The organism is Sphingomonas sp. BK235, assembly GCF_004345855.1.
In the GTDB taxonomy this organism is placed as follows: Bacteria; Pseudomonadota; Alphaproteobacteria; order Sphingomonadales; family Sphingomonadaceae; genus Sphingomonas.
Genome location: NZ_SLXN01000004.1, coordinates 201,341 through 226,885, shown reverse-complemented (window position 1 = coordinate 226,885; position 25,545 = coordinate 201,341). Strand labels below are relative to the sequence as shown.

The 25,545-nt window shown below is 71.6% G+C and carries 26 protein-coding genes; 14 read left to right on the top strand and 12 right to left on the bottom strand.

Annotated elements, in window-relative coordinates:
* Positions 1–7 precede the first annotated feature (7 nt).
* Positions 8–415 (top strand): holin family protein, encoded by a 408-nt coding sequence (locus EV292_RS12910; protein ID WP_132909624.1) that lies wholly within the window; start codon positions 8–10, stop codon positions 413–415.
* Positions 416–530: 115 nt separating this feature from the next.
* Here EV292_RS12910 and EV292_RS12905 read toward each other — a convergent pair whose 3' ends face one another.
* The gene (locus tag EV292_RS12905) at positions 531–2,045 is read right to left on the bottom strand and encodes an MFS transporter (RefSeq protein WP_132909623.1); all 1,515 of its coding nucleotides are present in this window, start codon (positions 2,043–2,045) and stop codon (positions 531–533) included.
* Between the two features lie 176 nt (positions 2,046–2,221).
* Between EV292_RS12905 and EV292_RS12900 the strand changes: the two genes are divergently transcribed.
* The 7 genes from EV292_RS12900 (at position 2,222) to EV292_RS12870 (ending at position 7,299) form a co-directional block, all read left to right on the top strand.
* Positions 2,222–3,973, top strand: a complete 1,752-nt coding sequence (locus EV292_RS12900) for a long-chain fatty acid--CoA ligase (RefSeq protein ID WP_132909622.1) — start codon at positions 2,222–2,224, stop codon at positions 3,971–3,973.
* 102 nt (positions 3,974–4,075) lie between these two features.
* The gene (locus tag EV292_RS12895; RefSeq protein WP_132909792.1) at positions 4,076–4,648 is read left to right on the top strand and encodes a NifU family protein; all 573 of its coding nucleotides are present in this window, start codon (positions 4,076–4,078) and stop codon (positions 4,646–4,648) included.
* A gap of 44 nt (positions 4,649–4,692) precedes the next feature.
* The gene (locus EV292_RS12890) at positions 4,693–5,295 is read left to right on the top strand and encodes a malonic semialdehyde reductase (RefSeq protein WP_132909621.1); all 603 of its coding nucleotides are present in this window, start codon (positions 4,693–4,695) and stop codon (positions 5,293–5,295) included.
* 1 nt (position 5,296) lies between these two features.
* The gene (gene tsaB, locus EV292_RS23125; RefSeq protein WP_243693760.1) at positions 5,297–5,947 is read left to right on the top strand and encodes a tRNA (adenosine(37)-N6)-threonylcarbamoyltransferase complex dimerization subunit type 1 TsaB; all 651 of its coding nucleotides are present in this window, start codon (positions 5,297–5,299) and stop codon (positions 5,945–5,947) included.
* An 8-nt stretch (positions 5,948–5,955) separates the two neighbouring features.
* Entirely contained in the window at positions 5,956–6,420 is a 465-nt protein-coding gene (rimI, locus tag EV292_RS12880; protein ID WP_243693759.1) for a ribosomal protein S18-alanine N-acetyltransferase, read from the top strand.
* Positions 6,421–6,459: 39 nt separating this feature from the next.
* Positions 6,460–6,801, top strand: coding sequence for an HNH endonuclease (locus EV292_RS12875; protein ID WP_243693758.1), 342 nt, complete (start codon positions 6,460–6,462; stop codon positions 6,799–6,801).
* Between the two features lie 60 nt (positions 6,802–6,861).
* The gene (locus EV292_RS12870) at positions 6,862–7,299 is read left to right on the top strand and encodes a DUF3597 domain-containing protein (RefSeq protein ID WP_132909618.1); all 438 of its coding nucleotides are present in this window, start codon (positions 6,862–6,864) and stop codon (positions 7,297–7,299) included.
* 121 nt (positions 7,300–7,420) lie between these two features.
* Here EV292_RS12870 and EV292_RS12865 read toward each other — a convergent pair whose 3' ends face one another.
* Together EV292_RS12865 and EV292_RS12860 are read right to left on the bottom strand one after the other, a co-directional pair.
* On the bottom strand, positions 7,421–8,131 hold the full coding sequence (locus EV292_RS12865; RefSeq protein ID WP_132909617.1) for a glutathione S-transferase: 711 nt from the start codon (positions 8,129–8,131) through the stop codon (positions 7,421–7,423).
* Positions 8,128–8,418: a BolA family protein gene (locus tag EV292_RS12860; RefSeq protein ID WP_132909616.1), complete on the bottom strand. Its 291-nt coding sequence runs from the start codon at positions 8,416–8,418 to the stop codon at positions 8,128–8,130. Before EV292_RS12860 ends, EV292_RS12865 begins: the two co-directional genes overlap by 4 nt.
* Before the next feature lie 44 nt (positions 8,419–8,462).
* Here EV292_RS12860 and EV292_RS12855 point away from each other — a divergent pair, with 44 nt between their 5' ends.
* Positions 8,463–9,062 carry a J domain-containing protein gene (locus EV292_RS12855; RefSeq protein ID WP_132909615.1) on the top strand — a complete coding sequence of 200 codons (600 nt, stop codon included), beginning with the start codon at positions 8,463–8,465 and terminating at the stop codon, positions 9,060–9,062.
* 163 nt (positions 9,063–9,225) lie between these two features.
* On the opposite strand, the gene EV292_RS12850 is transcribed toward EV292_RS12855, so the two are convergent.
* The 4 genes from EV292_RS12850 to EV292_RS12835 form a co-directional block, all read right to left on the bottom strand.
* Positions 9,226–9,795, bottom strand: coding sequence for an ATP-dependent Clp protease proteolytic subunit (locus EV292_RS12850; RefSeq protein ID WP_132909614.1), 570 nt, complete (start codon positions 9,793–9,795; stop codon positions 9,226–9,228).
* Positions 9,796–9,838: 43 nt separating this feature from the next.
* A complete protein-coding gene (locus tag EV292_RS12845; RefSeq protein ID WP_207913424.1) occupies positions 9,839–11,173 on the bottom strand; it encodes a gluconate:H+ symporter in 1,335 nt (444 codons plus the stop codon).
* The gene (locus EV292_RS12840) at positions 11,174–11,566 is read right to left on the bottom strand and encodes a RidA family protein (RefSeq protein WP_132909613.1); all 393 of its coding nucleotides are present in this window, start codon (positions 11,564–11,566) and stop codon (positions 11,174–11,176) included.
* A gap of 73 nt (positions 11,567–11,639) precedes the next feature.
* The gene (locus tag EV292_RS12835) at positions 11,640–13,094 is read right to left on the bottom strand and encodes a D-aminoacylase (protein ID WP_132909612.1); all 1,455 of its coding nucleotides are present in this window, start codon (positions 13,092–13,094) and stop codon (positions 11,640–11,642) included.
* Between the two features lie 79 nt (positions 13,095–13,173).
* On the opposite strand from EV292_RS12835, the gene EV292_RS12830 reads away from it, so the two are divergent.
* A complete protein-coding gene (locus tag EV292_RS12830; RefSeq protein WP_207913423.1) occupies positions 13,174–14,415 on the top strand; it encodes an amino acid deaminase in 1,242 nt (413 codons plus the stop codon).
* A gap of 135 nt (positions 14,416–14,550) precedes the next feature.
* On the opposite strand, the gene sdhA is transcribed toward EV292_RS12830, so the two are convergent.
* The 3 genes from sdhA to sdhC are packed head-to-tail and all read right to left on the bottom strand — an operon-like array spanning position 14,551 to position 17,159.
* A complete protein-coding gene (gene sdhA, locus EV292_RS12825) occupies positions 14,551–16,353 on the bottom strand; it encodes a succinate dehydrogenase flavoprotein subunit (protein WP_132909610.1) in 1,803 nt (600 codons plus the stop codon).
* Complete coding sequence (sdhD, locus tag EV292_RS12820) at positions 16,353–16,730, bottom strand: succinate dehydrogenase, hydrophobic membrane anchor protein (protein ID WP_132909609.1); 378 nt, start codon at positions 16,728–16,730, stop codon at positions 16,353–16,355. Before sdhD ends, sdhA begins: the two co-directional genes overlap by 1 nt.
* Complete coding sequence (sdhC, locus tag EV292_RS12815) at positions 16,731–17,159, bottom strand: succinate dehydrogenase, cytochrome b556 subunit (protein WP_132909608.1); 429 nt, start codon at positions 17,157–17,159, stop codon at positions 16,731–16,733.
* A gap of 184 nt (positions 17,160–17,343) precedes the next feature.
* Here sdhC and EV292_RS12810 point away from each other — a divergent pair, with 184 nt between their 5' ends.
* The 4 genes from EV292_RS12810 to EV292_RS12795 all read left to right on the top strand — a co-directional run bounded on the left by EV292_RS12810 (position 17,344) and on the right by EV292_RS12795 (position 22,115).
* Positions 17,344–18,699, top strand: a complete 1,356-nt coding sequence (locus EV292_RS12810) for a methyl-accepting chemotaxis protein (RefSeq protein ID WP_243693757.1) — start codon at positions 17,344–17,346, stop codon at positions 18,697–18,699.
* 29 nt (positions 18,700–18,728) lie between these two features.
* Positions 18,729–20,078, top strand: coding sequence for a methyl-accepting chemotaxis protein (locus EV292_RS12805; RefSeq protein ID WP_207913422.1), 1,350 nt, complete (start codon positions 18,729–18,731; stop codon positions 20,076–20,078).
* Between the two features lie 71 nt (positions 20,079–20,149).
* Positions 20,150–20,365, top strand: coding sequence for a hypothetical protein (locus EV292_RS12800; protein WP_132909606.1), 216 nt, complete (start codon positions 20,150–20,152; stop codon positions 20,363–20,365).
* A gap of 40 nt (positions 20,366–20,405) precedes the next feature.
* Complete coding sequence (locus EV292_RS12795) at positions 20,406–22,115, top strand: long-chain fatty acid--CoA ligase (protein WP_132909605.1); 1,710 nt, start codon at positions 20,406–20,408, stop codon at positions 22,113–22,115.
* A 90-nt stretch (positions 22,116–22,205) separates the two neighbouring features.
* On the opposite strand, the gene EV292_RS12790 is transcribed toward EV292_RS12795, so the two are convergent.
* Together EV292_RS12790 and EV292_RS12785 are read right to left on the bottom strand one after the other, a co-directional pair.
* Positions 22,206–23,909, bottom strand: a complete 1,704-nt coding sequence (locus EV292_RS12790; RefSeq protein WP_243693756.1) for a long-chain-fatty-acid--CoA ligase — start codon at positions 23,907–23,909, stop codon at positions 22,206–22,208.
* A gap of 44 nt (positions 23,910–23,953) precedes the next feature.
* Positions 23,954–25,525: a peptide MFS transporter gene (locus tag EV292_RS12785; RefSeq protein WP_243693771.1), complete on the bottom strand. Its 1,572-nt coding sequence runs from the start codon at positions 25,523–25,525 to the stop codon at positions 23,954–23,956.
* Between the last annotated feature and the right edge of the window lie 20 nt (positions 25,526–25,545).

The following is a 25,545-nucleotide window of genomic DNA, read 5'->3' as shown; positions in this document are numbered from 1 at the left end:
GGGCGACATGGCACTTCTCGACGGACTGATCGCGCCGGTCGCCGGCCTGCTCGACAAGCTGATCCCCGATCCGCGCGCGCGCGAGGCGGCCAAGCTGGAGCTGCTGCGGCTCCAGGGCTCGCAGGAGCTGGAGCAGGTCAAGGCGCAGCTCGCCGCGGTGGTGACCGAGGCGCAGTCGGCCGATCCCTGGACCAGCCGGGCGCGGCCGAGCTTCCTCTACGTGATGTACGCATTGCTGCTGTGGAGCATCCCGATGGGGCTGATCGCGGCGACCCGGCCCGAGATGGCGAGCGCGATCGCGCGCGGCATGAACGCCTATCTCGCCGGGCTGCCCGAGCCGCTCTACACGCTCTTCGCCACGGGCTATCTCGGCTACACCGTGGCGCGCGAATGGGGCAAGGCCAAGGGGCGGTAGATCCGCCCCTGCGACGATCCCGCGCCGAACGTCTTCCGTCATCCCGGCCCGGAGCCGGGATGACGGTCGTTGCCGGTGACCGCGATATCCTCCCAGAGACCCCCCCGGGCCGGCATCAGCGGCGGCCGCTGATCTCCGCCCCCGCGCTCGGGTCGAACCGGCGGTTGACGAACAGCGCCCCCAGCGAGATCGCGGTGACGCTCCAGAAGGCGACCGAGAAGTCCGGGAAATCGGGCCGCGTCCGCCCCGCCAGCGCCATCGAGACGTGGAGCGCGGTCGCCCCCGCGCAGATCCCCAGCGACAGCATCAATTGCTGGAAGGTGGAATAGAAACTGGTCGCCGCGCTCATCCGCTCCTTGGCGATCTCGTCATAGGCGATCGTGTTATAGGCGGTGAACTGGAAGGACATCAGGAAGCCCGACACCAGCATCACCGCGAACACCGCGGGCAGCGGCCAGTCCGGGCGGAACAGCCCGCACGCCGCATAGCCCGCGCTCGACGCCAGCCCGAGCCAGATCAGGCTGGTGCGGAAGCCGAAGCGGCGCAGCAGCCGCGGCGCCACCCCCTTCATCCCGAACGAGCCGATCGCGGTGGCCAGCGTCATCGCGCCGCTCTCCGCCGCGCTGAGCCCGAAGGCGAGCTGCATCATCAGTGGCAGCAGGAACGGCTGCGCCCCCTGCGTCACGCGCGTGAGCGATCCGCCCAGCACCGAGAGGCGGAAGGTTGGCACGCGCATCAGCGACAGGTCGAGGATCGGGTGCGCGCTGCGCCGCGCATGGCGCCAGTAGAGCAGCGCCGCGCCCGCGCCGACGACGATCAGCGTCGCCGCGACCGCCCCCTGTCCCGCGCGACTCGCCAGCTCGAAGCCGAACAACAGGCAGCCCAGCGCCACCGCGGAGAGGAGGAAGCCCGGCGCGTCGAAGCGGTGGACCGCGGGCTCGCGCACGTCGGCGATGAAGCGGCCCACCAGCAGGATGCCGATCACGCCGATCGGCAGGTTGAGCCAGAAGATCCAGCGCCAGTCGAGATAGGTGACGATGAAGCCGCCCACCGGCGGTCCGACGATCGGGCCGATCAGCGCGGGCATGATGAGCCAGGACATCGCCGACACCATGTCGCGCTTCGCCACCGAGCGCAGCAGCACCAGCCGCCCGACCGGCATCATCATCGCGCCGCCGATCCCCTGGACGAAGCGCGCCAGCGCCATGGTCGTCAGCGTCGGCGCCAGCCCGCACGCGAGCGAGCCGAGCACGAACACGCCGATCGCCGCGCGGAACACGTTCTTGGCGCCGTACCGGTCCGCCACCACGCCCGAGGCGGGGATGAACATCGCCAGCGCGACGAGGTAGGAGGTGAGCGCGACGCTCATCTCGGGCGCGCGCACCGCGAAGTCGCGCGCCATCGTCGGCAGCGCGGTGGCGAGCACGGTGGCGTCGAGATTCTCCATGAACATCGCGCAGGCGATGATCAGCGCGACGGTGCGATAGCGCGGGTTGTGCGGCTCGCCGCCATCGTGATCGGCGGTGGTCGCCACCGAGTCGCCCGCGGGGACGATGCCGTCGCGCACCTCCGAATTGACCGAGGCGATGCCGCGGCGGCGGGGGCGAAGCAGTGGGGGCAGCAGATTCATCGCGCCCGCTAGTGCGCCCGCGGCGCGGCGCGATCAACCGGATGGGCATGCGCATCAGGGGCACGACCGCGCTGGACGCGGCGGGCGCAACTCGGGCATGACCCGCGCGCAGGAGAGATCAGCGACAGGAGCGTGCCATCACCCGACGGCTCGAACATTTCCCGAATCTGGTGACGATGTTCTTCACCCGCGCGGCGGAGAAGGGCGAGGCGCCGTTCCTGTGGAGCAAGCGCGGCGGCGCGTGGCAGGCGATCAGCTGGCGCGAGGCGGCCGAGACGGTGGCGCGACTCGCCGCCGGGCTGCGCGCGGTCGGGCTGGCGCGCGGCGACCGCGTGATGCTGGTCAGCGAGAACCGCCCCGAATGGTGCCTCTCCGATCTCGCGATCATGGCGGCGGGCTGCGTCACCGTCCCCACCTACACCACCAATACCGAGCGCGATCACGCGCACATCATCGAGAATTCCGGCGCCAAGGCGGTGATCGTCTCCACCGACAAGCTGGCGCGCACGCTGATGCCCGCGATCCTGCGCTCGATCCGGCCGCAGATGCTGATCGGCATCGATCCGATGCGGCTGGGCCAGACCCCGGTCGAGGTGCATGACTGGCACGACCTGGTCGCGCGTCACCCCGCCGACGTCGCCGCCGCGGCCGACCGCGCCGCCGCCGAGATGGGGCGCGACGATCTCGCCTGCGTCATCTACACCTCGGGCACCGGCGGTGCGCCGCGTGGGGTGATGCAGCATCACGGCGCGATCCTGCACAACGTCAACGGCTGCATCGTCATCATCGCCGAGGATTTCGGCTGGGACGACGAGGTGTTCCTGTCCTTCCTCCCGCTCAGCCACGCCTATGAGCATACCGGGGGACAGCACCTGCCGATCGGGCTCGGCGGCCAGATCTATTATGCCGAGGGGCTGGAGAAGCTCGCCGCCAATATCGAGGAGGTGCGCCCCACGATCATGGTGGTGGTGCCGCGGCTGTTCGAGGTGCTGCGCACGCGCATCACCAAGGCGATCGAGAAGCAGGGCGGCACGCCGCGGCGGCTGCTGCGGCTCGCGCTCGACGTCGGCACCAAACGCTATGAGAACCGGCTCGGGCTGGTCGACCGCCCCGCCGCGCTGGTCGTCGACGCGCTGTTCAAGCGCAAGATCGCGAACAAGTTCGGCGGGCGGATCAAGGCGATGGTCTCGGGCGGCGCGCCGCTGACGCCCGAGGTGGGGGTGTTCTTCCAGTCGCTCGGCATCTGCTTCCTCCAGGGCTATGGCCAGACCGAGGCGGCGCCGGTGATCGCGTGCAACCGCCCCAAGGCGGGGCTGCGGATGGACTCGGTCGGTCCGCCGCTGGCCGAGACCGAGGTGCGGATCGCCGAGGACGGCGAGATCCTGGTGCGCGGCGAGCTGGTGATGCGCGGCTATTGGCGCAACGAGGCCGAGACCGCGCGCGTGCTCAAGCATGGCTGGCTCCACACCGGCGACATCGGCGAGCTGGACGAGCGCGGCCGCATCCGCATCACCGATCGCAAGAAGGATCTCATCATCAACGACAAGGGCGACAATGTCGCGCCCCAGAAGGTGGAGGGGATGCTGACCCTCCAGCCCGAGATCGGCCAGGCGATGATCTATGGCGATCGCCGCCCGCACATGGTGGCGGTGCTGGTGCCCGACCCCGAATGGGCGTTCGACTGGGCGCGCGCCGAGGGGCGTCGCGACCCGGTGCTGTCGGACGATCCCGCCTTCCGCGCCGCGATCCAGGCCGCGGTGGACCGCACCAACAAGGATCTGTCGGTGATCGAGCGTGTGCGCCGCTGGATCGTCGCCGACGCGCCTTTCACGATCGAGAACGAGCAGCTCACCCCCAGCCTGAAGATCCGCCGCCACGTGCTCCGCCAGGTCTATGCCGCGCGGCTCGACGCGCTCTATGGCGGCTGAGGCGGCGGCGCGGGCGCGGCGCAGCGATGCTGCGCGTCGCGAAACAAAGCCTTTCGCGGTCGCGCGCTTGATCCCCCCGCGGCGAGGCGCCACATGGCGGCCATGCTGATCGAGACCGAAGCCACGCCCAACCCCGCGACCGTGAAGTTCCTTCCCGGCCGTATCGTCATGGACGCGGGCACGCGCGACTTCGCGACGCCCGAGGAGGCGGAGGCCAGCCCGCTCGCGGTCGCGCTGTTCGACCTGGGCGACGTCACCGGCGTGTTCTTCGGGCGCGACTTCGTCTCGGTCACCGCCGCGCCAGGGGTGAGCTGGAGCGAGCTCAAGCCCGACGTGCTCGCGATCCTGATGGATCATTTCACCGCGCAGATGCCGCTGTTCCGCACCGGCGGCGCCGATTTCAGCGTACCCGCCGAGGACGAGAGCTTCACCGACGATCCCGCCGACGCCGACATCGTCGCGCAGATCCGCGAGCTGATCGACACGCGCGTCCGCCCCGCGGTGGCCAATGACGGCGGTGACATCGTCTATCGCGGCTTCGACAAGGGCAAGGTGTTCCTTCGCATGCAGGGTGCCTGCTCGGGCTGTCCGTCGTCGACCGCGACGCTCAAGAACGGCATCGAGCAGCTGCTGCGCCATTATGTCCCCGAAGTGACCGAGGTGCGCGCGGTCTGACGCGCGCGCCCGGTCGCTCTCCCTCACCAACCGACAGGATCGCCATGCCCGCGCTCGACCGCCCCCTCGACGATGCCGCGCTCGACCAGCTGTTCCGCACCGCGCGGACCTTCAACCATTATCGCGACGAGCCCGTGTCCGAGGCGACGCTGCGCGCGATCTGGGACCTGATGAAGATGGCGCCGACCTCGGCCAACCAGCTGCCCGCGCGGCTGGTGTGGTGCGTGTCGGACGAGGCCAAGGCGCGGCTCGCCGCCGCCTGCTCGGCGACCAACAAGGACAAGGTGCTCGCCGCGCCGGTCAGCGTGGTGATCGGCATGGACACCGAGTTCCACGAGCATCTCCCTACGCTCTTTCCGCACGTCGACGCCAAGAGCTGGTTCGACGGCAACCGCGAGCTGCGCGAGGCCTCGGCGTTCCGCAACTCGTCGCTGCAGGGCGGCTATCTGATCCTCGCGGCGCGCGCGCTGGGGCTCGGCGTCGGCCCGATGTCGGGCTTCGACGCCGGCGCGGTGGACAAGGCGTTCTTCGCCGACACGCCCAACGTCCGCACCAACTTCATCGCCACGCTCGGCTATGGCGACACCGCGACGCTGCACGAGCGGCTGCCGCGCCCCGCGTTCGAGACGTTCAACCGTATCGCCTGACGTGCGCGACCGGCTGCTCGTCATCGACACCGCCACCGCGGCCTGCTCGGTCGCGCTGTTCGAGCGCGAGCGGCTGATCGCGCGCGCGCACGAGGAGGTGGGGCGCGGCCATGCCGAGCGGCTGGTGCCGATGATCGCCGGCCTGCCCGACGGCGGCCGCGCCGCGCGCATCCTGGTCGATGTCGGTCCGGGCAGCTTCACCGGCATCCGCGTCGGCATCGCCGCGGCGCGCGCGCTCGCGCTCGGCTGGGGCGCGGCGGTGGCGGGGTATCAGGCGCTCGCGCTGGTCGCCGCCGCGGCGCTGGCGGAGCAGGACGCGGAGGGGGAGAGCGGGGCGGCTCTTGCGGTGATCGCCGAAGGCGGGCACGGTGAGGTCTTCATGCAGCGTTTCGCTCGCCCGTTCCGGCCGCTCGACGCACCGCGCTCGCTCACCCCCGCGGCGGCGCTGGCGGCGCTCGCCGGCGGCCCGGCGATCGGCACGGGAACACGCTGGCTCGCCGCGCTCGATCCCGCGATCCCCGACCGACCCGCGCTGCCCGACGCGGCGCACGCTTTGCTGCTGCCCGCCGCCGAGCGCGCGTTGCCGGCCGTGCCCTTCTACGGCCGCGCGCCCGACGCCAAGCTGCCCGCGGCGCGCGCCACGGCGACGTGAGCCGCGGCGTGCGGCTGATCGAGCTGGTCGCCGGGGGAGGCGCCGATGCCGAGGCGATCGACCGCGTCATGGCCGCCGCCTTCGACCCGCGCTACGGCGAGGCGTGGACGCGCGGCCAGGTGGTCGGCATCCTCGCGATGCCGGGGGTGTGGATGACGCTGGCGCGCGTCGATGAGCGTGTCGTCGGCTTCGCGCTGAGCCGCGCGATCATGGACGAGGCCGAGCTGCTGCTGATCGCGGTCGATCCCGCGGTGGCGCGCACCGGCGTGGGGGCGACGCTGTTGCGCAGCGTGATCGGCGAGTGCCGCGCGCGCGGCGTGCGCCGGCTCCACCTCGAGGTGCGCGCCAACAATCCGGCGGTGGCGCTCTATGCCGCGCACGGTTTCCGCCGCGAGGGCGTGCGCCGCCATTATTACCGCAGCCGCGCGGGCGAGACCTTCGACGCGCATACCTATGCGGTGGCGCTCGACTGAGCCGGGAACGCGCGGGCGGCGCGGCACGTAGCGTCCGTCATGGCGGGACGGGTCCGACGCAAGCAGGGACTGGCCGAGGCGGAGCGGCACGCGCGGTCGCGCGCCGAGGCGCCGCGCGACTGCGCGCTGTGCGGGCGCGCGCTCGGGCGGCGGGTCGAGTGGCACCATGTCGTGCCGCGCAGCGAGGGCGGGCGCGTGACGGTGCCGCTCCATCCGATCTGCCATCGCGCCATCCATGCCGCGGCGGACAATCAAGCGCTGGCGCGCGCCGGGACGATCGCGGCGATCCGTGACTGGCCCGCGATCGCGCGGTTCCTCTCCTGGGTCGCGGACAAGCCGCCCGACTTCCACGCGCCGACCCGGCGTGGCCGGGCGGGCTGAACCTTCGGCGCGGGCCAACGTTGCCGCCTGATCCATCGACCAGCAGAGAGGGCAGGCGAGATGAGCATCTTCGGCGCGATCAAGAAGGCGATCTTCGGCGACAAGGGGCCGCTCGGGGGTCAGTTCGGCGGGCACAAGGACGCGCCGGCGGCTTCGCCTTCGCCCGCCCCCGCGCCGGCACCGGGCGCACCGCCGCCCGCGCCCGCGGCGCCCGCCGCCCCGGCCGCGCCCGCCGCGCCGGTCGACGTCGAGCAGGTGCTCAGCGGCATCGCGCAGCAGAAGGGCAACCCCCAGCTCAACTGGCGCACCTCGATCGTCGATCTGATGAAGCTGCTCGACATCGACTCGAGCCTCGCCAACCGCAAGGAACTCGCCACCGAGCTGGGCTATACCGGCGCCACCGACGGCTCGGCCGAGATGAACATCTGGCTCCACAAGGCGGTGATGCGCGAGCTGGAGAAGAATGGCGGCACGGTGCCCGCCGCGCTCAAGGATTGAGCCGCGACGGCGCCGGCCAGCGCGGCGGGGTAAGCGAGTGCGTGGACACGGATCCACCTCGGTGGAACCGTGCTCCTGCGTTCGCAGGAGCACCCCGCCGGTTCACGCCAAAGGGAACACGCTACTCCGCGTCGAGCTCGGGATAATGGCGGAAGATGCCTTCCTCGCTGAACGGCAGCCGCCGCTCGCTGGCGAGATAGGCGCTGACGCCGGGCAGCGCCGCGACGGCGTCGTGCAGCGCCGCCAGCCCGGGATAGCGCGGTGCCAGCGCCGCCATCCGCCGCGGGAAGGCGTAGCGCAGCCCCGCCACCAGCTGGAACAGCGACGTATCAATGTAGCTCCACTGCGCCCCCGCGATCCAGTCGCCGCGGTGCACGCGGGTCGCCGCCTCGAAATGGTCGAGGAACTTGGGCATCCGCTCGGCGCGGAACGGCGCCGCGGCGCGCGCCGCCTCGGGCTTCTGGTCCTCGTAATAGTCCATCATCGCGACGGGATGGTGGACGTCATGCGCCTCGGTGACGATGTCGGCGACGGTGAGCTGGAGCTGATGCACCCAATAGCGCTCGGTGATGCTGGACGGCGCCAGCCCGTGGCGGTCGCCGAGATAGAGCAGGATGTCCGCCACCTGCGCCACCGCATGGCCGTCCACCGCGAGATAGGGCGGGGCGAAGGGCGCGCGCGGCGCACGCGACTCCATGTCGCGCATCATCGCCTCGACGCCCTCGTGCCGCGCACAATCCTCATAGGCGATGCCGCCCGCCTCCAGCGCGAGCCGGACGAACTCGCCGCGCCCCTGGATCGTCGGCCAGTACCAGAGCCGATAGCCGCTCATGCCGGCTCCCCCGGCGCGGTGGCGCGGATCGCGAGCGCGTGGACGTGATCGGCGAGCAGCTCGGCGAGCGCGTGGTTGACCAGCCGCTGGCGCGCGACGCGCGACTGGCCCGCGAAGGCGGGGCTCTCCACCACGACGCGGAAATGGCTCTCGCCGCTGCCGTCGTCGCCGGCGTGGCCGCGGTGGAGCGCGCTCTCGTTGATCACCTCGAGCCGCGACGGCTGGAGCGCCGCGGTGAGACGAGCGGTGATCTCGGCCGCGATCGGCCCGGTGGAAGCGTCGGTCATCCACCCCATATACAGCGCTTTGTCCGGGAAGCGACGGCAGTCCAGTGAAGCTCAACAAGGATAGACCGCACACGCGGTTCCACGGCCGCGTCGAGGGGGCGGCGCAGGAATGCGCGCATCCGGGCTGCGCCGAGCCGGGCGAGTTCCGCGCGCCCCCGCTGGAGGGGCCGGGCGGGGGGGAGGGGCCGCCGCGCTTCCGCTGGTTCTGCCTCGACCATATCCGCGCCTTCAACGCGGGCTATAATTATTTCGAGGGGATGACGGCGGAGGAGATCCACCACGCGCAGCGCCCGCTCGCCGGCTGGGAACGCGAGACGCGCGCCTTCGCGCGCGCGGGGAGCGGCGACCAGGGGCCGCGCTGGGCCGATTTCACCGACCCGCTCGATGCGATCGGCGCGCGCTTCCGCCGCACCGTCGCGCCCGAGCGCAGCGACGGCAAACCGCTGTCGGGCGAGGACCGGCGCCATCTCGAGACGCTCGGGCTCGCGCCCGACGCCGACCGCGCGGCGCTACGCCGCCGCTATTCGGAGCTGGTGCGCCGCTACCATCCCGACCGCAACGGCGGCGACCGCAGCCACGAGGCGATTCTCGCCAAGGTGATCAGCGCGTATCAGCAGCTCCGCAAGGCGCCCGCTTTCGCCTGATCGCGGGGCGGGCCGGTGGACGGTGCGTCCGAGGCGCTGATCCCTCCGCGCGTGACCGTGCTCCCGCGCACGCGGGAGCCCAGAGCCGCAAGCCGCCACCTCAGCGGCCCCCGCCTCCGGCGTTCGCCGGAGCCCTGCGGGTTCTGCCGCGGTGGATCGCGCGCTAGATCACGTCGAGCACCAGCCCCAGGTCGCGCGCCTCGCTGGCCTCGATGTACCAATTGTCGGGCGCGCGGCGCTTGAGGTCGTCGAGCGTCACCTGGCTGCCGCGCACCAGGTCGGCGAAGCCTTCCTCCTGGATCCGGATCGAATCCGCGATCTCGTTGAGCTTGGCGCGCAGTACCGGGGAAATGGTGTGAAGCGGGCCGGAGAGCTGGAGCGTCGCGGTCATGCTGCGCTCGTGGATCATCAGCCGCGAGTTCCGCGTGAGGAAGCGGTTCTCCACCGGGAACGCCGACATGAAGGTCGCCCCGGCCGAATAGACCGCCACCTTGCCGAGGAACAGCGCGTCGCGCCCGCTATACTCGCGCAGCAGCCGGATCGAATCGCCCATCGCGCGCGCCATCTCGGGATCGCCCCCCAACGTGGTGAGCGATACCACCAGCGGCCCGTCGGGCGGCGCGGCGGCGAGCTGCTCCTTGAAGCGCGCGTACATCGCGTCGTCGACGATGCCGTGGAGCTGGATGTGCGGGAGGGCGAGGAGCGGGTAGCGCGCGGCGTTGCTGTCGGTCATGCCGGGCGCTACGCCGCGCGGCGCCGCGGGTTCCCGCGCGCGCTCACTCCAGCAGCGACAGCAGCAGCGTCAGCACCAGCGCGACCACCGAGATCAGCGTCTCGCACACCGTCCAGCTGCGGATCGTATCGGCGACGCTGAGGCCGAAATATTCCTTCACCAGCCAGAAGCCGCCGTCGTTGACGTGGCTCAGCACCACCGATCCCGCGCCGGTGGCGAGCACCAGCAGTTCGGGGCGCACCCCCGGGTTGGCGGCGGCGAGCGGCGCGACGATCCCCGCCGCGGTCGCCATCGCCACCGTCGCCGAGCCGGTCGCGACGCGCATCAGCGCCGCGATCAGCCAGGCGAGCAGCACCACGGGGACGTGGAGCTGCGCCGCCAGTGCGACGATCGCGTCGGACACGCCGCTGTCGGTCAGGACGCGCCCGAAGCCCGCGCCGACGCCGACCACCAGCGTGATCATCGCGGTCGGCGCGAGGCAGTCGTTGGTGTAGCGCTGGATCGTCGCCAGCGTCAGTCCGCGCGCGAGACCGAGCGTCCAATAGCTCACCAGCACCGCGGCGAGCAGCGCCACCACGGGCGTGCCGAGGAAGCGCAGCGACTGGTCGAGCGGGGTCCCCGCGCGCGCCACCGCGGGGGCGAGGCTGCCCAGCAGCATCAGCGCGACCGGCAGCAGCAGGGTCGCCACGGTGATGCCGAAGCCCGGCAGCGCGCGGTCGGGCACCTCCTCCGCCACCGGCGGTGGCGCGGCGACGGGGGCGAGCCGCGGCACCACGACGCGCGCGAACAGCGGCCCCGCGACCGCGGCGGTGGGCACGCCGACGATCAGCGCGAACAGCACCGTCAGGCCGACGTCGGCGCCATAGGCCTGGGTGGCGAGCATCGCGGCGGGATGCGGCGGGACCATCGCATGGACCACCGACAGCCCCGCCGCCATCGGCAGCCCGAGGCGCAGCGGGTGCTGGCGCAGCCGCCCCGCCACCGCGAAGACGATCGGCACCAGCAGCACGAAGCCGACCTCGAAGAACACCGGCAGGCCGACGATCAGCGCGACAGTCATCGCCGCCCAGTCGGCGCGGCGCGCGCCGAAGAAGCCGATCACGCTGCGCGCGACCCGGTCGGCCCCGCCCGATTCGACCATCATCTTGCCGAGGATCGTGCCGAGACCGACCACCAGCGCGATATGGCCGAGCGCGCCGCCGACCCCCGCCTCGAAGCCTTTGACGATAGTGGCCGCGGGGATTCCCGCGACCAGCGCGAGCCCGAGCGACACCAAAGTCAGCGCGATGAACGGGCTGAGCCGCACGCGCACGATCAGCAGGATCAGGACCGCGACGGCGGCCGCCGCCTCGACCAGCAGCAGCGCGCCGCCCGTCACTTAGGGCTGCTTCCAGGCGATGCAGTCGACCTCGACCTTGCAGTCCACCACCATCTGCGACACGACACAGGCGCGCGCGGGCGGGTGGGCGCCGAAATATTCCTTGAAGATGCGGTTGAACGACATGAAGTCGCGCGCGTCGTCGAGCCACACGCCGCAGCGCACGACATGCTCCGGGCCGTAGCCGGCTTCCTCGAGGATCTTGAGCACGTTGCGGATCGCCTGATGGGTCTGGGGGATGATGCCGCCGTCGATCACCTCGCCGTCGACCATCGGTACCTGGCCCGAGACGTAGAGCCAGCCGTCGGCCTGCACCGCGCGCGCGAACGGCAGATGCTGCCCGCCGGTGCCGCTGCCGCCCTCGACGCCGTAGCGCTTGATGCCGTCACTCATCGATGATGTCCTTCGTTCGGTTGGTATGGAGGAGCCTTGCCGCGCGGGGAGGGGTCTGTGCTGACCGCCGCCACTACGCCCCCGCGCCCGGGCGCCGCAGCAGCCGCCCGCCGCGCGCGCCGGTGACGCCGCCGCGATCGAGCGTGGCGACGCCGTTGACCCACAGGCCCAGCACGCCCTCGGCGGCGCGCACCGGATCGTCGTAGCCGGCGCGATCGATCACGCGCGCGGGGTCGAACAGCACGAGGTCGGCGGCGAGCCCGGCGCGGACATAGCCGCGGTCGCGCAGCCCGAGCCGGTCGGCGGTCAGCCCGGTCATCTTGCGGATCGCCTCGGGCAGCGCCAGCAGCCCGCGCTCGCGCACGTAATGCGCCAGCACGCGCGGGAAGCTGCCCCACAGCCGCGGGTGCGGGCGCGGGTCGCACGGCAGCCCGTCCGAGCCGATCATGGTGAGCGGATGCGCCAGGATGCGGTCGACGTCGCTCTCCGCCATGCAGTGATAGACCGCGCCGGCGGGCTGGAGCCGCCGCGCCGCCTCGCGGAGTTCGCAGTTCCAGTCGGCGGCGATGTCGGCGAGCATCCGCCCGGCCTGGTCGGGCGCCGCGTCGGACCAGGTGATCAGGATCGGCGTCTCGGGCACCACCTGCGCCAGGTCGAGCGTCGAGGAACTGGCGGTATAGGGATAACAGTCGCAGCCGGTCGGGTGCGTCGCCGCGGCCGCCTCGAGCCGCGCCAGGATCTCGCGGCTGCGGCCATATTGGCTCGCCCCGGCGCATTTGAGGTGCGAGACGACCAGCGGCGCGGCGGCGTCGCGCGCGATCGCCACCGCCTCGTCGATCGCCGGGACGATCGCGGCGCCCTCGCTGCGCAGATGCGTGGCGTACAGCCCGCCGGTGCCGCGCAGCGCCGCGGCCACCGCCATCACCTCCTCGGTCGAGGCTGCGGCGGCATTGGCATAGGCCAGCCCGGTCGACAGCCCGAACGCGCCGGCGTCGAGCGCGGCGGCGAGCTCGTCGCGCATCGCGGCGCGCTCGTCCTCGGCGGCGTCGCGGTCGAGCCGGTCGAGGTGGCGCGCGCGCAACGCGGTATGGCCGACCAGCGCGACCACGTTGGTGGCGGGCAGCGCGGCGTCGACCGCGGCGGCATAAGCGGCGAAATCGTCGTAGGCGAAGGCGCTGGCGGGGCCGAGCAGCACCATCGGGTCGGGCAGCGCCGCCTCGCCCGCGCGCCCGGCACCCGCGCTGATCCCGCAATTGCCGACCACCACGGTGGTGACCCCCTGGGTGATCTTGGGCAGCATCGCGGGCGCGGTGACGGCGACGAGATCGTCGTGCGTGTGTGCGTCGATGAAGCCGGGCGCGAGCGCCAGCCCGCCGGCGTCGATCACCGTCGCGGTGTCGGATCCGCGCGGCGCGCCCGCCGGCGCGACCGCGAGGATGCGATCGTCGCGCAGCGTCACGTCGGCGCGATAGGGCGCCGCGCCGCTGCCGTCGTACAGCGTCGCGCCGGCGATGATCGTGTCTGCCATGGCTCCCTTCCCGCGGCCGAGCGCTGTTGTCACCCGCGCGTCCATTAATGTAAACATTTTTATAATAAGGAGAGTCGCAGTGGATCAGCCCGGGGTGGAACTCAACAAGGGGGTGGCGGTCGATCGCGCCGGCGTGGGCGCGGACCTGCTCGCGGGGGCGGTGCCGCTGCCCGCGGCGGTGCTGAGCGAGTCGCGGATGGCGCACAATCTCGCCTGGATGCGCGGCTTCATCGACGCTTATGGGTTGGCGCTGGCGCCGCACGGCAAGACGACGATGGCCCCGGCGCTGTTCCGCCGCCAGCTCGACGCGGGCGCCTGGGGGATCACGGTCGCGACCAGCCAGCAGGCGCGTGTCGCCGCGGCGCACGGCGTCGCGCGGATCCTGATCGCCAACCAGGTGGTGGGGGCGGCCAATCTCGCCGAGGTGGCCGACATGGCGGCGCGCCCCGACCTCGACCTGCTGTGCCTCGTCGACAGCGCGGCGGGGGTGGACCAGCTCGGCGCGGCGTGTCGCGCGCGCGGCGCGACGCTCGACGTGCTGGTCGAGCTCGCCCCCGAGCGCGACCAGCCCGGGCTACGCTGCGGCGTGCGCGACGAGGCCGGGCTGGCCGCGGTGCTCGACGCGCTGGCGCGCTGGCCCGACGCGCTGCGGCTGGCGGGGGTCGAATTCTACGAGGGCGTGCTGCCCGACGCGGCGGAGGTGCGGCGCTTCGTCCGCCGCGCGGTGGCGACGGTGGCGCGGCTGGTCGCGGCGGGGCAGGTGGGGCGCACGCCCGCGATCCTGACCGGTGCGGGCTCCGCCTGGTATGACGTGGTGGCGGAGGAGAGCGAAGCGCTGGCGCGCGACGGCAGGGTGCAGGTGGTGCTGCGCCCGGGCTGCTACATCAGCCACGACGACGGCCTGTACCGGGTGGCGCAGGACGCGATCCTGCGCCGCAACCCGGTGGCCCCGGGCCTGGGCGCGCCGTTGCAGCCCGCGCTGCGGATCTGGGCGGCGGTGCAGTCGATCCCGGACCCCGCGCGCGCGGTGGTGGCGATGGGCAAGCGCGACGTCGCGTTCGACGCGGGGCTGCCGCGCCCCGCGACGCTGTTCCGCGCCGGGCGCGACGCGGCGCCGGGGGTGGCGCCGTCGCACTGGGAGGTGACCGGGCTGATGGACCAGCACGCCTATCTGGCGATCACGCCGGGCGACGATGTGGCGGTGGGCGACGTGATCGCCTTCGACATCTCGCACCCGTGCCTCACCTTCGACAAATGGCGGCGGCTGCTGGTGACCGACGACGCGTATCGCGTAATGGAGGTGATCGAGACGTTCTTCTGAGCGCGGCGGAGGTCGCGGGGATGGCTGGTCGACGAGGGGCCACGCCCGCGCCGGGCTCATGCGGAGGCGAGACCTCCGCGAGACTGCCAAAACGCCGTCATCCCGGGTCGAGCCCGGGATGACGGAAGAGTTTCGTCAGTACACGCGCTTCTTGGGCTTGATATAGTCGACGTCGTCGGTGAGCGTGTAGTCGTGCACCGGGCGATAGTCGATCGCGGTGGCGCCGCCCTTGCCGCCCCAGCCCTCGAACGTCGTGATCGTGTGCTTCATCCAATTGGCGTCGTCGCGCTCGGGGAAGTCCTCGTGCATGTGCGCGCCGCGGCTCTCCTTGCGGTTGGCCGCGCTCTTCATCGTCACCACCGCCTGGCCGATCAGATTGTCGAGCTCGAGCGTCTCGACCAGATCGGTGTTCCAGATCAGCGAGCGGTCGGTCACGCCGACGTCCTGCACGCCCTGGTAGACCTTCTCGATCTTCTCGACGCCCTCGGCCAGCAGCGCCGAGTCGCGGAACACCGCGCAGTGACGCTGCATCGTCCGCTGCATCTCGCCGCGCAGCTGCGCGGTCGGGGTGCTGCCCGCGGCGTGGCGGAAATGGTCGAGCCGGCTCAGCGCCATCTCCTCCGAGCCCTTGGGCAAGGGGTTGTGCGGCGTGTTGGGCTTGAGCGTCTCCTTCAGCCGCAGCCCGGTGGCGCGGCCGAACACGACGAGGTCGATCAGCGAGTTGGAGCCGAGCCGGTTGGCACCATGGACCGAGACGCACGCCGCCTCGCCCACCGCGAACAGGCCGGGGACGACCGAATCGGGGTCGCCGTCGCGCAGCCGCACGACCTCGCCGTGATAGTTACACGGCACGCCGCCCATGTTGTAATGGACCGTCGGCGTCACCGGCAGCGGCTGGCGCGTCAGGTCGACGCCGGCGAAGATCTTGCCGGTCTCGGTGATGCCGGGCAGCCGCTCGTGCAGCACCTTGGGATCGATATGGTCGAGGTGGAGGAAGATATGATCCTTCTCCTTGCCGACGCCGCGGCCCTCGCGCATCTCCATCGCCATCGAGCGCGCCACCACGTCGCGGCTGGCGAGGTCCTTGGCGCTGGGGGCGTAGCGCTCCATGAAGCGCTCGCCCTCGGAGTTGGTGAGATAGCCGCCCTCGCCGCGCGCGCCCTCGGTGATCAGCACGCCCGCGCCGTAGATGCCGGTCGGGTGGAACTGGACGAACTCCATGTCCTGCAGCGGCAGGCCGGCGCGCAGCGCCATGCCGTTGCCGTCGCCGGTGCAGGTGTGCGCCGAGGTGGCCGACTGATAGACGCGGCCGCCGCCGCCGGTGGCGAGCACCACCGCGTGCGCGCGGAAGCGGTGGATCGAGCCGTCCTCCATGCACAGCGCGATCACGCCGCGGCAGGCGCCGTTCTCCATGATGAGGTCGAGCGCGAAATATTCGACGTAGAAGTCGGCGTCATACTTCAGGCTCTGCTGGTACAGCGCGTGGAGCATGGCGTGGCCGGTGCGGTCCGCCGCGGCGCAGGTGCGCTGCACCGGCGGGCCTTCGCCCATGTTCTGCATGTGGCCGCCGAACGGGCGCTGGTAGATCGTGCCATTGTCGTTGCGGCTGAACGGTACCCCGGCATGCTCCAGCTCGTAGACCGCGGCGGGCGCCTCGCGCACCATATATTCGATCGCGTCCTGGTCGCCGAGCCAGTCGGAGCCCTTGACGGTGTCGAACATGTGCCACGACCAATGGTCGGGCGAGTTGTTGCCGAGCGAGGCGGCGATGCCGCCCTGCGCCGCGACGGTGTGGCTGCGGGTGGGGAACACCTTGGTGATGCAGGCGGTCTTCAGCCCGCTCTCGGCGATCCCCATGGTCGCGCGCAGCCCCGAGCCGCCCGCGCCGACGACCACCGCGTCATAGGTGTGGTCGATGATCTTATACGCGTCGGACATCAGGCGGCGGCTCCGAAGGCGACCTTGAGGATCGAGAAGATGGCGACACCGGCGGTCGCGGCGGTGAACAGGTTGAGCAGGATCGTCAGCACGAAGCGGTTCTCTTTGTGCGAATAATCCTCGATCACCACCTGCAGCCCGAGGCGGAAATGGTAGAAGACCGAGGCGATCAGCAGCGCCATCGGCACCGCCGCCCAGGCCGAGGAGAGCCACAGCCGCACGGTGGTGTGGTCATAGGACGGCAGCATGGCGATCGACGCCGGGAACCACACCAGCAGCAGGAAATTGGTGCCGGCGGTGATCTTCTGGTGCCACCAGTGGTGCGCGCCGGCGTGCGCGCTGCCCAGCCCGCGGACGCGGCCGATCTCGGTCGTCATTTACTTGATCCCCACGAGGAGAAACCAGAAGCCCGCGGTGAGCAGCACCGACAGCACGAAGGTGAGCACCGCCAGCGTGCGGTTGATCTTCAGCTCGAACGCCGCGCCGGTGTCGAGGATGAGGTGGCGGATGCCGCTCATCATATGCTGGAACAGCGACCAGGTCAGCCCGACACCGACGATCCAGCCGAGCGGGTTGAGCGCGCCGCTCGACGTGGTGAACACGTCGAGGAACACCGCATAGGCCTGCGGCCCGGCGGCGATCGCGGCGAGCCACCACACCAGCAGCAGCGTCCCCACCGTCGCCATCCCGTCGCCGGTGATACGGTGGAAGATCGAGGCGGTCATCGCCGGCGACCAGCGATAGTGCAGGCGCAGCGGGCCGCTGAACACATGCGGGCTGCGCGGGCGGGCGGGTTTGGAGGCCAAGCGCTGGGTTCCTCGGGTGACGAAAACGACGGACAGATTTGGCGCTGCCTATGCGTCTAGGCGTCGCGTGATGCAAGCTTGGTGCCGGCGCGCACCGGGGGATTCCGCGGCCGTTGCCTAACTGACTGTTAACCCGCGCGCTGTAGCACCGGCGGCGACACCCTCTTCATCGGGAGCCGCTCCTTTGTCCAACGACCTGCCGCCGATCGGATCGGTCGCCGCCGCCTTCGACCTCAACGCCCGCTTCCGCGTGTTCGACGTCGACGGCCGGCTGACCCAGGCGTCGCGCGACGTCTGGGCGGCGCTCGAGCCCCGCATCCGCGACATCTCCCAGGCCTATTGGGAGCAGTGGCAGCGCTGCTTCGGCGACCGCCGCTCGTGGGCGGCGCACGAGAGCGAGCGGATGGTCGAGCTGGGCTGCACCTTCCTGCGCGACCGCTTCCTCCACACCCGCGAGCGCGCCTGGCTCGAATCGATCGAGCGCTCGGTCGCCAGCGCCTATGCCGCCGACGTGACGCCGATGGCGCTGCTGTCGATGATCAGCGCGAGCGACCGCGCCGCGCTCGACGTGCTGCTCAACTCGGTCGCGCGCGACGACGCGCGGCTGCCCGAGATGCTCGACACGCTGATGCGCCTCTCCGCGCTGGAGGGCGAGATCACGGTGGAGATGTACGCCTCCTATCGCGCGCATCGCGCCCAGGTGGCGCGCGACCGGCTCGCCGCCGAGTTCCGCGACGGCATCGCGGTGCGCGTCGAGGATACGACGCGCGAGGGCGACAGCCTGCGCTCGCAGGCCTCGCACGCCTCGTCGGCGGCGCGCGGGATGCTGGGCAAGACCAGCGAGGTCGCCGCCGCCGCGGAACAGTCGGCGGTGGCGATGCGCGACGCCGCCTCCACCGCCGCCGGGCTGATCCGCGCGATCGAGGACGCGCGCGCCGAGGTCGAGGTCGCCGCCGACATCGCGACTCGCGCCGCCGGCCAGGCGGGCGACGCGGTCACCGTCTCGGGCGCGCTGAGCGACCATGCCAAGTCGATCGAGTCGATCCTCGGCCTGATCCGCGACATCGCGGGGCAGACCAACCTGCTCGCGCTCAACGCCACGATCGAGGCGGCGCGCGCGGGCGATGCCGGGCGCGGCTTCGCGGTGGTGGCGCAGGAGGTGAAGAGCCTCGCCAGCCAGACCGCGCGCGCCACCGACGACATCGCCGCCAAGATCGCCGCGATCCAGGCCGCCACGCGCGTCACCGTCGACACCTCGGCCTCGATCCGCACCACCGTCGCCGAGGTGCAGGATTCGGCGACGCGGATCCGCCACGCGATGGAGTCGCAGGCGCAGACCGTCACCGCGATCACCGCCGCGGTGGACGAGACCGCGCTGGCGGCCGATTCGATGTCGCACACGATCGCCGCGATCCGCGAGGATACCGAGACGGTGGCGACCGAGATCGACCGGCTCGGCGTCGGCTTCGACTCGCTCGCCGGCCGGCTCGGTGCGCTCGACGGCCATGCCGGCGAGTTCGCCAGCAAGGTCGCGGCCTGATCTCCTCTCCCCGATCCGAGTGAGCGTCGATGCGGATGGTCCACCACGATGAGCGCGGCCTGGTCGAACGCGTCGGCGATTTCGACTGGGACCGCAGCATCCTGCCGGCGTGCCGCGAGATCGCCGCGCTGATCGACGCGGCCGACGGCTGGCGCGCGGTGGCGACCACCTTCTGGGACCATCTGCTCGCGCTGCCGACGCTGCCCGCGGCGATGCGCGCGCTGCCCGCGCCGCGGCTCGCCGACCAGATCGGGCGCGCGACGCATTACATGCGGCTGCGCTACAACGAACCGTTCAGCGAGCGCTGGCACGCCATGGTGACCGGGCAGGTCGACGTGTCGCAGGCCAATGGCATCCCGCTGACGCTGCTGCTCGCCTCGCTGACGCGCGCGCACGGGCACACGCTGGAGCTGCTCGGCGCGGGGTGCGCGGGGGATGCGGCGCGGCTCGAGCGGCTGAGCAACGTGGTGCTGCGGCTGGCGATGATGGAATCGGACCTGATGGCGTCGCGGCTCGGCGAGCTGACCGTGGAGGCGACCCGCGCCGACCGCGTCGAGCGCTCGGCGGCGTTCCGCTCGAGCATCAGCGACGGCATCGGCGCGATCGCGGCGCGCGGCCATGTCGTGCGCGAGAAGGCGCGCGCCGCGGCGGGATCGACCCGCGGCATGCTCGACAAGACCAGCGAGGTCGCCACCGCGGCGGAACAGTCGGCGCTGGCGATGCGTGACGCCGCCGCCACCGCCGCCGGGCTGATCCGCGCGATCGACGCGGTGCAGAGCGACATGCGCGCCTGCACCACCACGCTGGAGGCGGCGACCAGCCAGGCCGAGGACGCGGTGAGCGCCAGCGCGGCGCTGAGCGACCATGCCCAGTCGATCGAGTCGATCCTCGGCCTGATCCGCGACATCGCGGGGCAGACCAACCTGCTCGCGCTCAACGCCACGATCGAGGCGGCGCGCGCGGGCGATGCCGGACGCGGCTTCGCGGTGGTGGCGCAGGAGGTGAAGAGCCTCGCCAGCCAGACCGCGCGCGCCACCGACGATATCGCCGCCAAGATCGCCGCGATCCAGGCCGCCACGCGCGTCACGGTCGACACCTCGGCCTCGATCAAGCACACGGTGGCGCAGGTGCAGCGCTCGGCGGTGCAGGTCACCGCGGCGATGCAGTTGCAGGCGCAGACCGTCACCGCGATCACCGCCGCGGTGGACGAAACCGCGCTGGCCGCCGACTCGATGTCGCACACGATCGCGGCGATCCGCGAGGACACCAACGAGGTCACCGGCGAGATCGAGTCGCTCGGCCACGCCTTCGAGCAGATCGGCGACCGCTTCGACACGCTGCGCGTCTCGGCCGAGAGCTTCTCCGCCAGCGTCGCCTGAGCGCTGCGCCGCATGGCTTCCGTCGCGGCGCGCGACGCGGTATCATGCGGGCTCGCTCACGGAGACCTGCGATGCCCCAGCCGCCCGACCTTCGCCGCCGCCGCGCCGTGATCGGCGGGCTCGCGCTGCTGCTGCTCGCGATGGCGCAGCGTGAGACCCCCATGTTCGGCACGCTGACGATCAGCGCCGACGGTATGCATGTGCCGCAGGTCAGTGCGGTCGCGGCGCCCGCGCTGCGCCCCGTCGTCGCCGCGGTGACCGCGCTGGGCGGGCTTCTGCTACGCTGACCGCTTGTCGCTCGCGCCGCGGTTGCTTACAGCGGTGTCAATGACGGACGAGCACGACTGGCGCGACGCCTATCGCCACCCGGTGCCCTGGGACACCGACTTCGACCCGCGCTCGATGATCGCGGTCTTCGATGAATCGGTACGGCGCCACGGCGCGCGCCGCGCGATCGATTTCCTCGGCCGGCACTATAGCTATGACGAGCTGGCCGACGGGGCGCGCCGCGTCGCCACCGGGCTGGCGGCGCTGGGCTGTGGCAAGGGCGACCGGATCGGCTTGTTCCTGCCCAACACGCCGCATTATCTCGCCGCCTATCACGGGGCGCTGCGGCTCGGCGCCACCGTGGTCAATTTCTCGCCGCTCTACACCGTCGACGAACTCTGCCACCAGGTCGAGGATTCGGGCACGCGGCTGCTGTTCACGCTCTCCGCCACCGCGCTGCTGCCCACCGCGCTCGCGGTGCTCGACAAGAGCGGGCTCGAGCGGCTGGTGGTGGGATCGGTCGCGGGGGTGCTGCCGCCGGCCAAGTCGGTCGCCTATCGCCTGCTCAAGCGGCGCGAGGTGGCGGCGCGCCCCGACGATCCGCGCGTGCTCGCCTTCTCGCAGCTGATCGCCAACGACGGCGCGTTGCCCCCCGCCGCGATCGACCCGGCGCGCGACGTCGCGCTGATCCAATATACCGGCGGCACCACCGGCGTGCCCAAGGGCGCGATGCTCACCCACGCCAATGTCGCCGCCAACGCGCGGCAGGTGGCGTGCCTCGACCCGCACCCCGACCAGACCGACCGGATCCTCGGCGTGCTGCCGCTGTTCCACGTGTTCGCCAATACCTGCGTGATGAACCGCACGATCGTGACCGGGGGCGAGATGGTGCTGCTGCCGCGCTTCGACGCGGCGCAGGCGCTGGCCGCGATCGCGCGAACGCGGCCGTCGTCGCTGCCGGGCGTGCCGACCATGTACCAGGCGCTGCTCGACCATCCCGCGCTGGCCAAGACCGACCTGTCGAGCCTGCGCGTCTGCATCTCGGGCGGGGCACCGCTCAACGCCGAGCTCAAGGCGCGGTGGGAAGCGGTGACGGGCTCGCTGCTGATCGAGGGCTATGGCCTGTCGGAGAGCAGCGGCGTGCTCACCACCAACCCCTATGACCCGCCGCAGAAGACCGGCACGATCGGTCAGCCGCTGCCCGCGACGCGGATCCGGCTGGTCGACAAGGAGGACGCCACGCGCGACGCGCCGCCGGGCGAGCCGGGCGAGATCGTCGCGCTGGGGCCGCAGGTGATGGCGGGCTATTGGAACCGGCCCGACGCCGACGCCACCACCTTCGCGGTCGATGCCGCGGGGCAGCGCTGGCTGCGCACCGGCGACGTCGGGACGATCGACGCCGACGGTTTCATCGCCATCGTCGACCGGCTCAAGGACATGATCGCGGTCGGCGGGTTCAAGGTCTTCCCGAGCCAGATCGAGGCGATCCTGTACCACCACCCGGCGGTACGCGAGGCGTTGGTGATCGGCATGGCGGACACCTATCGCGGCGAGGTGCCGCGCGCTTATGTGACGCTGACCGAGGAGGCGGGCGCGATCGACGCCGCGGCGCTGCGCGAGTGGCTCAACCCGCAACTGGGCAAGCACGAGCGCGTCGACCAGGTGGTGGTGCGCGCCGCGCTGCCCAAGACGATGATCGGCAAGCTGAGCCGCAAGGATCTGATCGCCGAGATCAAGGCCGAGATGGCCGCACCGCCGATCACGCCGTGACGGGCGAGGGGAGGAGCCAGCGGCGCTGAAGCGGGCAGGCCCCGCGAGGAGAGCGCTGGCGGCACCGGGCTCCCGCTCGCGCCGCGCGCGTCAGGCGGCGGGTGCGGCCTCGCCCTCGCCCTCGTCGGGCAGGCGATAGTCGCGCAGCCGCTCGCGCAGCAGCTTCTTGTCGATCTTGCCCGTGGCGCCGAGCGGGATCGACTCGACCACCAGCACGTCGTCGGGCATCCACCAGCGCGCGATCTTGCCGTCGAGGAAGGCGAGCAGCTCCTCCCTGGCGCAGCTCGCGCCCGGCGCGGGCTGGACCAGCAGCAGCGGTCGCTCGCCCCACACCGGATGCGCCACGCCGATCACCGCCGCGATCGCCACCGAGGGGTGCGCCGTGGCGAGATTCTCGATCTCGATCGAGCTGATCCACTCGCCGCCCGACTTGACGATGTCCTTGGCGCGATCGGTGATGCGCATATAGCCGGCCTGGTCGATCACCGCGACGTCGCCGGTATCGAACCAGCCCTCGGGGTCGACCGCCTCCCCCGCCTCGCCGTAATAAGCGCGCGCGATCGTCGGGCCGCGGATCAGCAGCCGCCCCGCGGTGGCGCCGTCGTGCGGCAGCACCGCGCCGGCGTCGTCGACCAGCCGCAGCTCCAGCCCGCACACCGGGCGCCCCTGCATCGCCTTGCGCCGCACCTGCTCGTCATAGGGCTGCGCCAGCACCTCCGCAGTGGGGGAGGAGAGCGTCGCCAGCGGCGAGGTCTCGGTCATGCCCCAGCCCTGCACCACCTCGACGCCGTAATCGTCCTGGAAAGCGCGGATCAGCGCCTCGGGCGGGGCGGCGCCGCCGATGATCACGCGCTCCAGCGCGGTGAAGCCGCGCCCGGTGCCGCGCAGGTGCTGGAGCAGCCCCTGCCACACCGTCGGCACCGCGGCGGAGAAGGTGACCTGCTCCTGCTCGATCAGCTCGTAGAGCGAGGTACCGTCCATCCGCTGCCCCGGCAGCACCAGCTTGGCGCCGACCGCGGGGGCCGAATAGACCACGCCCCAGCTGTTGGCATGGTACATCGGCACCACCAGCAGCAGCGTGTCGCGCGCGGAGAGCCCCATCGCGTCGTGCTGGAGCGCCATCATCGTGTGCAGCCAGTTGGAGCGGTGCGAGTAGAGCACGCCCTTGGGCAGGCCGGTGGTGCCCGAGGTGTAGCACAGCCCGCAGGCGGCGCGCTCGTCGAACCCGCCCCAGGGGTGATCGACCGGCTGCGCGGCGACCAGCTCGTCGAAGGCGAGCGCGCCCGGCTCGGGCAGCGCGTCCGCGCCGCACAGATAGACGATCCGCTCGAGCGAGGGCACCTCGCGCAGCAGCCGCTGCGCCAGCGCGGCGCATTCGGGATCGGCGAAGAGCAGCCGGTCGCCGGCATGGTCGGCGATGTAGCGGATCTGGTCGGGGAACAGCCGCGGGTTGAGCGTGTGGAGCACCGCGCCCATGTTGGTGGCGCCGTACCAGGCGGCGAGGTGGCGGAAGCCGTTCCACCCCAGGGTCGCGACGCGGTCGCCGGGCGCGATGCCGAGCGAGGCGAGCGCGGCCGACACCTGCTTGGCGGTGCGGTACAGCCCGGCGTAGTCGGTGCGGCTCACCTCGCCGGCGGCGTCGCGCGAGACGATCTCGCGGCGCGGGTGCCATGTCGCCGCATGGTCGAGGAAGCGGTCGACCGTCAGCGGCATGTCCTGCATCAGCCCGAGCAGCGGCGGCATCGTCTCTCCCGTGCGCGCGCCGCGTGAGCCGCGGTCGCGTCGTGCGGGCATGATGGCTCAGCCGCGCGCGTCTGTCGCGTGTCGATTGATGTCGGTCAGGATCGGGTCGAGCGCGTCGCGCTGGCGCTGTCGAACCCCGCCGCCTGCGGCTCGGCCAGCTCGGCCTCACCCGCCATGGCGTGCGCGTCGTCGTGGTCGCGCAGCGTGTCGAGGTGCATCAGGCGGCGCACCAGCGGGCTCACCAGCAGCACCAGCACGGCGATACCCATCGCCCACCAGCCGATCGTCTCGTACACCGCCAGCGTGCCGTCGCGCGTCATCGTGCCGCCCTCGCCGCCGCCGGTCGCCTCGCCGATCTTGCCCGCGACGAAATTGCCCACCGCGGTCATGTAGAACCATGCGCCCATGATCAGGCTGGCGAGGTGGCGCGGCGCCAGCCGGTTCATCGCCGACAGGCCGACCGGCGACAGGCACAATTCGCCTGAGGTCTGGAAGAAGTAGATCATGAAGACGAGGTACACCGGGGTCAGCGCCGCGCCGTAAAGCCGCGCCCCCCAGACGAAGAGCAGGAAGCTCAGCGCCACCTGCACCAGCGCCAGCCCGAACTTGGCCGGGGCCGAGGGTTCCCAGCCGCGCCGCCCGAGGAACACCCAGAGCGCGGCGAAGATCGGGCCGAGCAGCACGATGTAGATCGGGTTGACCGACTGGAACAGCGAGGCGGGCACGCCGCCGCGGTCGACGAAGCGGTCGGTGTACAGGTTGAGGCTGCCGCCGGCCTGTTCGTACAGCCCCCAGAACAGCGGGTTGAGCGCGATCAGGAAGAGCACCGCGAACATCCGGTCGCGCGCGTGCGGCTCCAGCTTGAGCGAGGCGAACAGCACATAGCCGAGCAGCGCGACGCCCGAGACCATCAGCAGCGTCTGGATCACGTCCTGATATTGGATCAGCAGCCAGATCACCCCCACAGCGGCGATGCCGATCGCGTAGAGCGTCCATTCGAGCGACCGCGCCAGCGCGCGCGGCGCCTCGCCCTGGCCCTTGAGCAGCGGCTTGCCGAGCATGAACACGACCAGCCCGAGCAGCATGCCGATCCCCGCCGCGCCGAAACCGTAGGACCAGCCATAGGTCTCGCCCAGCCAGCCGGCCAGGATCGTGCCGAGCGCGGCACCCGTGTTGATGCCGATGTAGAAGATCGTATAGGCGCCGTCGCGCCGGATGTCGGTGAGCGGGTAGAGCTGGCCGACGATCACCGAGATATTGGCCTTGAGGAAGCCCGAGCCGACGATGATGAAGGCGAGCGCGAGCCAGAAGACGTTGATCGCCGCGGAGGCCTGACCGCCGTTGCCCTCCACCGCCATCAGCAGATGACCCAGAGTGAGCAGCGCGGCGCCGTAGAGCACCGCGCGCCGCTGGCCGAGGTAGCGATCGGCGAGATACCCGCCCAATACCGGGGTGATATACACCAGCGAGGTATAAGCGCCGTAGATCAGATTGGCCTTGCCGTCGTCGAACAGCCAATGCTTGGTCAGGTAGAAGATCAGCAGCGCGCGCATGCCGTAATAGGAGAAGCGCTCCCACATCTCGGCGAAGAAAAGGACGTACAGGCCCTTGGGATGGCCCGCGAATTCCTCGCCGGGCTTGACCGCGGCGGCGATCCCGCCCCCCAGCAACAGGACGAGAAAGCCGA

Excerpts from the sequence above, each read along its gene's own strand:
- EV292_RS12910 (WP_132909624.1), top strand. The coding sequence starts at position 8 with ATGGCACTTCTCGACGGACTGATCGCGCCGGTCGCCGGCCTGCTCGAC.
- EV292_RS12905 (WP_132909623.1), bottom strand. The coding sequence starts at position 2,045 with ATGAATCTGCTGCCCCCACTGCTTCGCCCCCGCCGCCGCGGCATCGCC.
- EV292_RS12900 (WP_132909622.1), top strand. The coding sequence starts at position 2,222 with ATGTTCTTCACCCGCGCGGCGGAGAAGGGCGAGGCGCCGTTCCTGTGG.
- EV292_RS12895 (WP_132909792.1), top strand. The coding sequence starts at position 4,076 with ATGCTGATCGAGACCGAAGCCACGCCCAACCCCGCGACCGTGAAGTTC.
- EV292_RS12890 (WP_132909621.1), top strand. The coding sequence starts at position 4,693 with ATGCCCGCGCTCGACCGCCCCCTCGACGATGCCGCGCTCGACCAGCTG.
- EV292_RS12875 (WP_243693758.1), top strand. The coding sequence starts at position 6,460 with ATGGCGGGACGGGTCCGACGCAAGCAGGGACTGGCCGAGGCGGAGCGG.
- EV292_RS12870 (WP_132909618.1), top strand. The coding sequence starts at position 6,862 with ATGAGCATCTTCGGCGCGATCAAGAAGGCGATCTTCGGCGACAAGGGG.
- EV292_RS12865 (WP_132909617.1), bottom strand. The coding sequence starts at position 8,131 with ATGAGCGGCTATCGGCTCTGGTACTGGCCGACGATCCAGGGGCGCGGC.
- EV292_RS12860 (WP_132909616.1), bottom strand. The coding sequence starts at position 8,418 with ATGACCGACGCTTCCACCGGGCCGATCGCGGCCGAGATCACCGCTCGT.
- EV292_RS12850 (WP_132909614.1), bottom strand. The coding sequence starts at position 9,795 with ATGACCGACAGCAACGCCGCGCGCTACCCGCTCCTCGCCCTCCCGCAC.
- EV292_RS12840 (WP_132909613.1), bottom strand. The coding sequence starts at position 11,566 with ATGAGTGACGGCATCAAGCGCTACGGCGTCGAGGGCGGCAGCGGCACC.
- EV292_RS12835 (WP_132909612.1), bottom strand. The coding sequence starts at position 13,094 with ATGGCAGACACGATCATCGCCGGCGCGACGCTGTACGACGGCAGCGGC.
- sdhA (WP_132909610.1), bottom strand. The coding sequence starts at position 16,353 with ATGTCCGACGCGTATAAGATCATCGACCACACCTATGACGCGGTGGTC.
- sdhD (WP_132909609.1), bottom strand. The coding sequence starts at position 16,730 with ATGACGACCGAGATCGGCCGCGTCCGCGGGCTGGGCAGCGCGCACGCC.
- EV292_RS12805 (WP_207913422.1), top strand. The coding sequence starts at position 18,729 with ATGCGGATGGTCCACCACGATGAGCGCGGCCTGGTCGAACGCGTCGGC.
- EV292_RS12800 (WP_132909606.1), top strand. The coding sequence starts at position 20,150 with ATGCCCCAGCCGCCCGACCTTCGCCGCCGCCGCGCCGTGATCGGCGGG.
- EV292_RS12795 (WP_132909605.1), top strand. The coding sequence starts at position 20,406 with ATGACGGACGAGCACGACTGGCGCGACGCCTATCGCCACCCGGTGCCC.
- EV292_RS12790 (WP_243693756.1), bottom strand. The coding sequence starts at position 23,909 with ATGCCCGCACGACGCGACCGCGGCTCACGCGGCGCGCGCACGGGAGAG.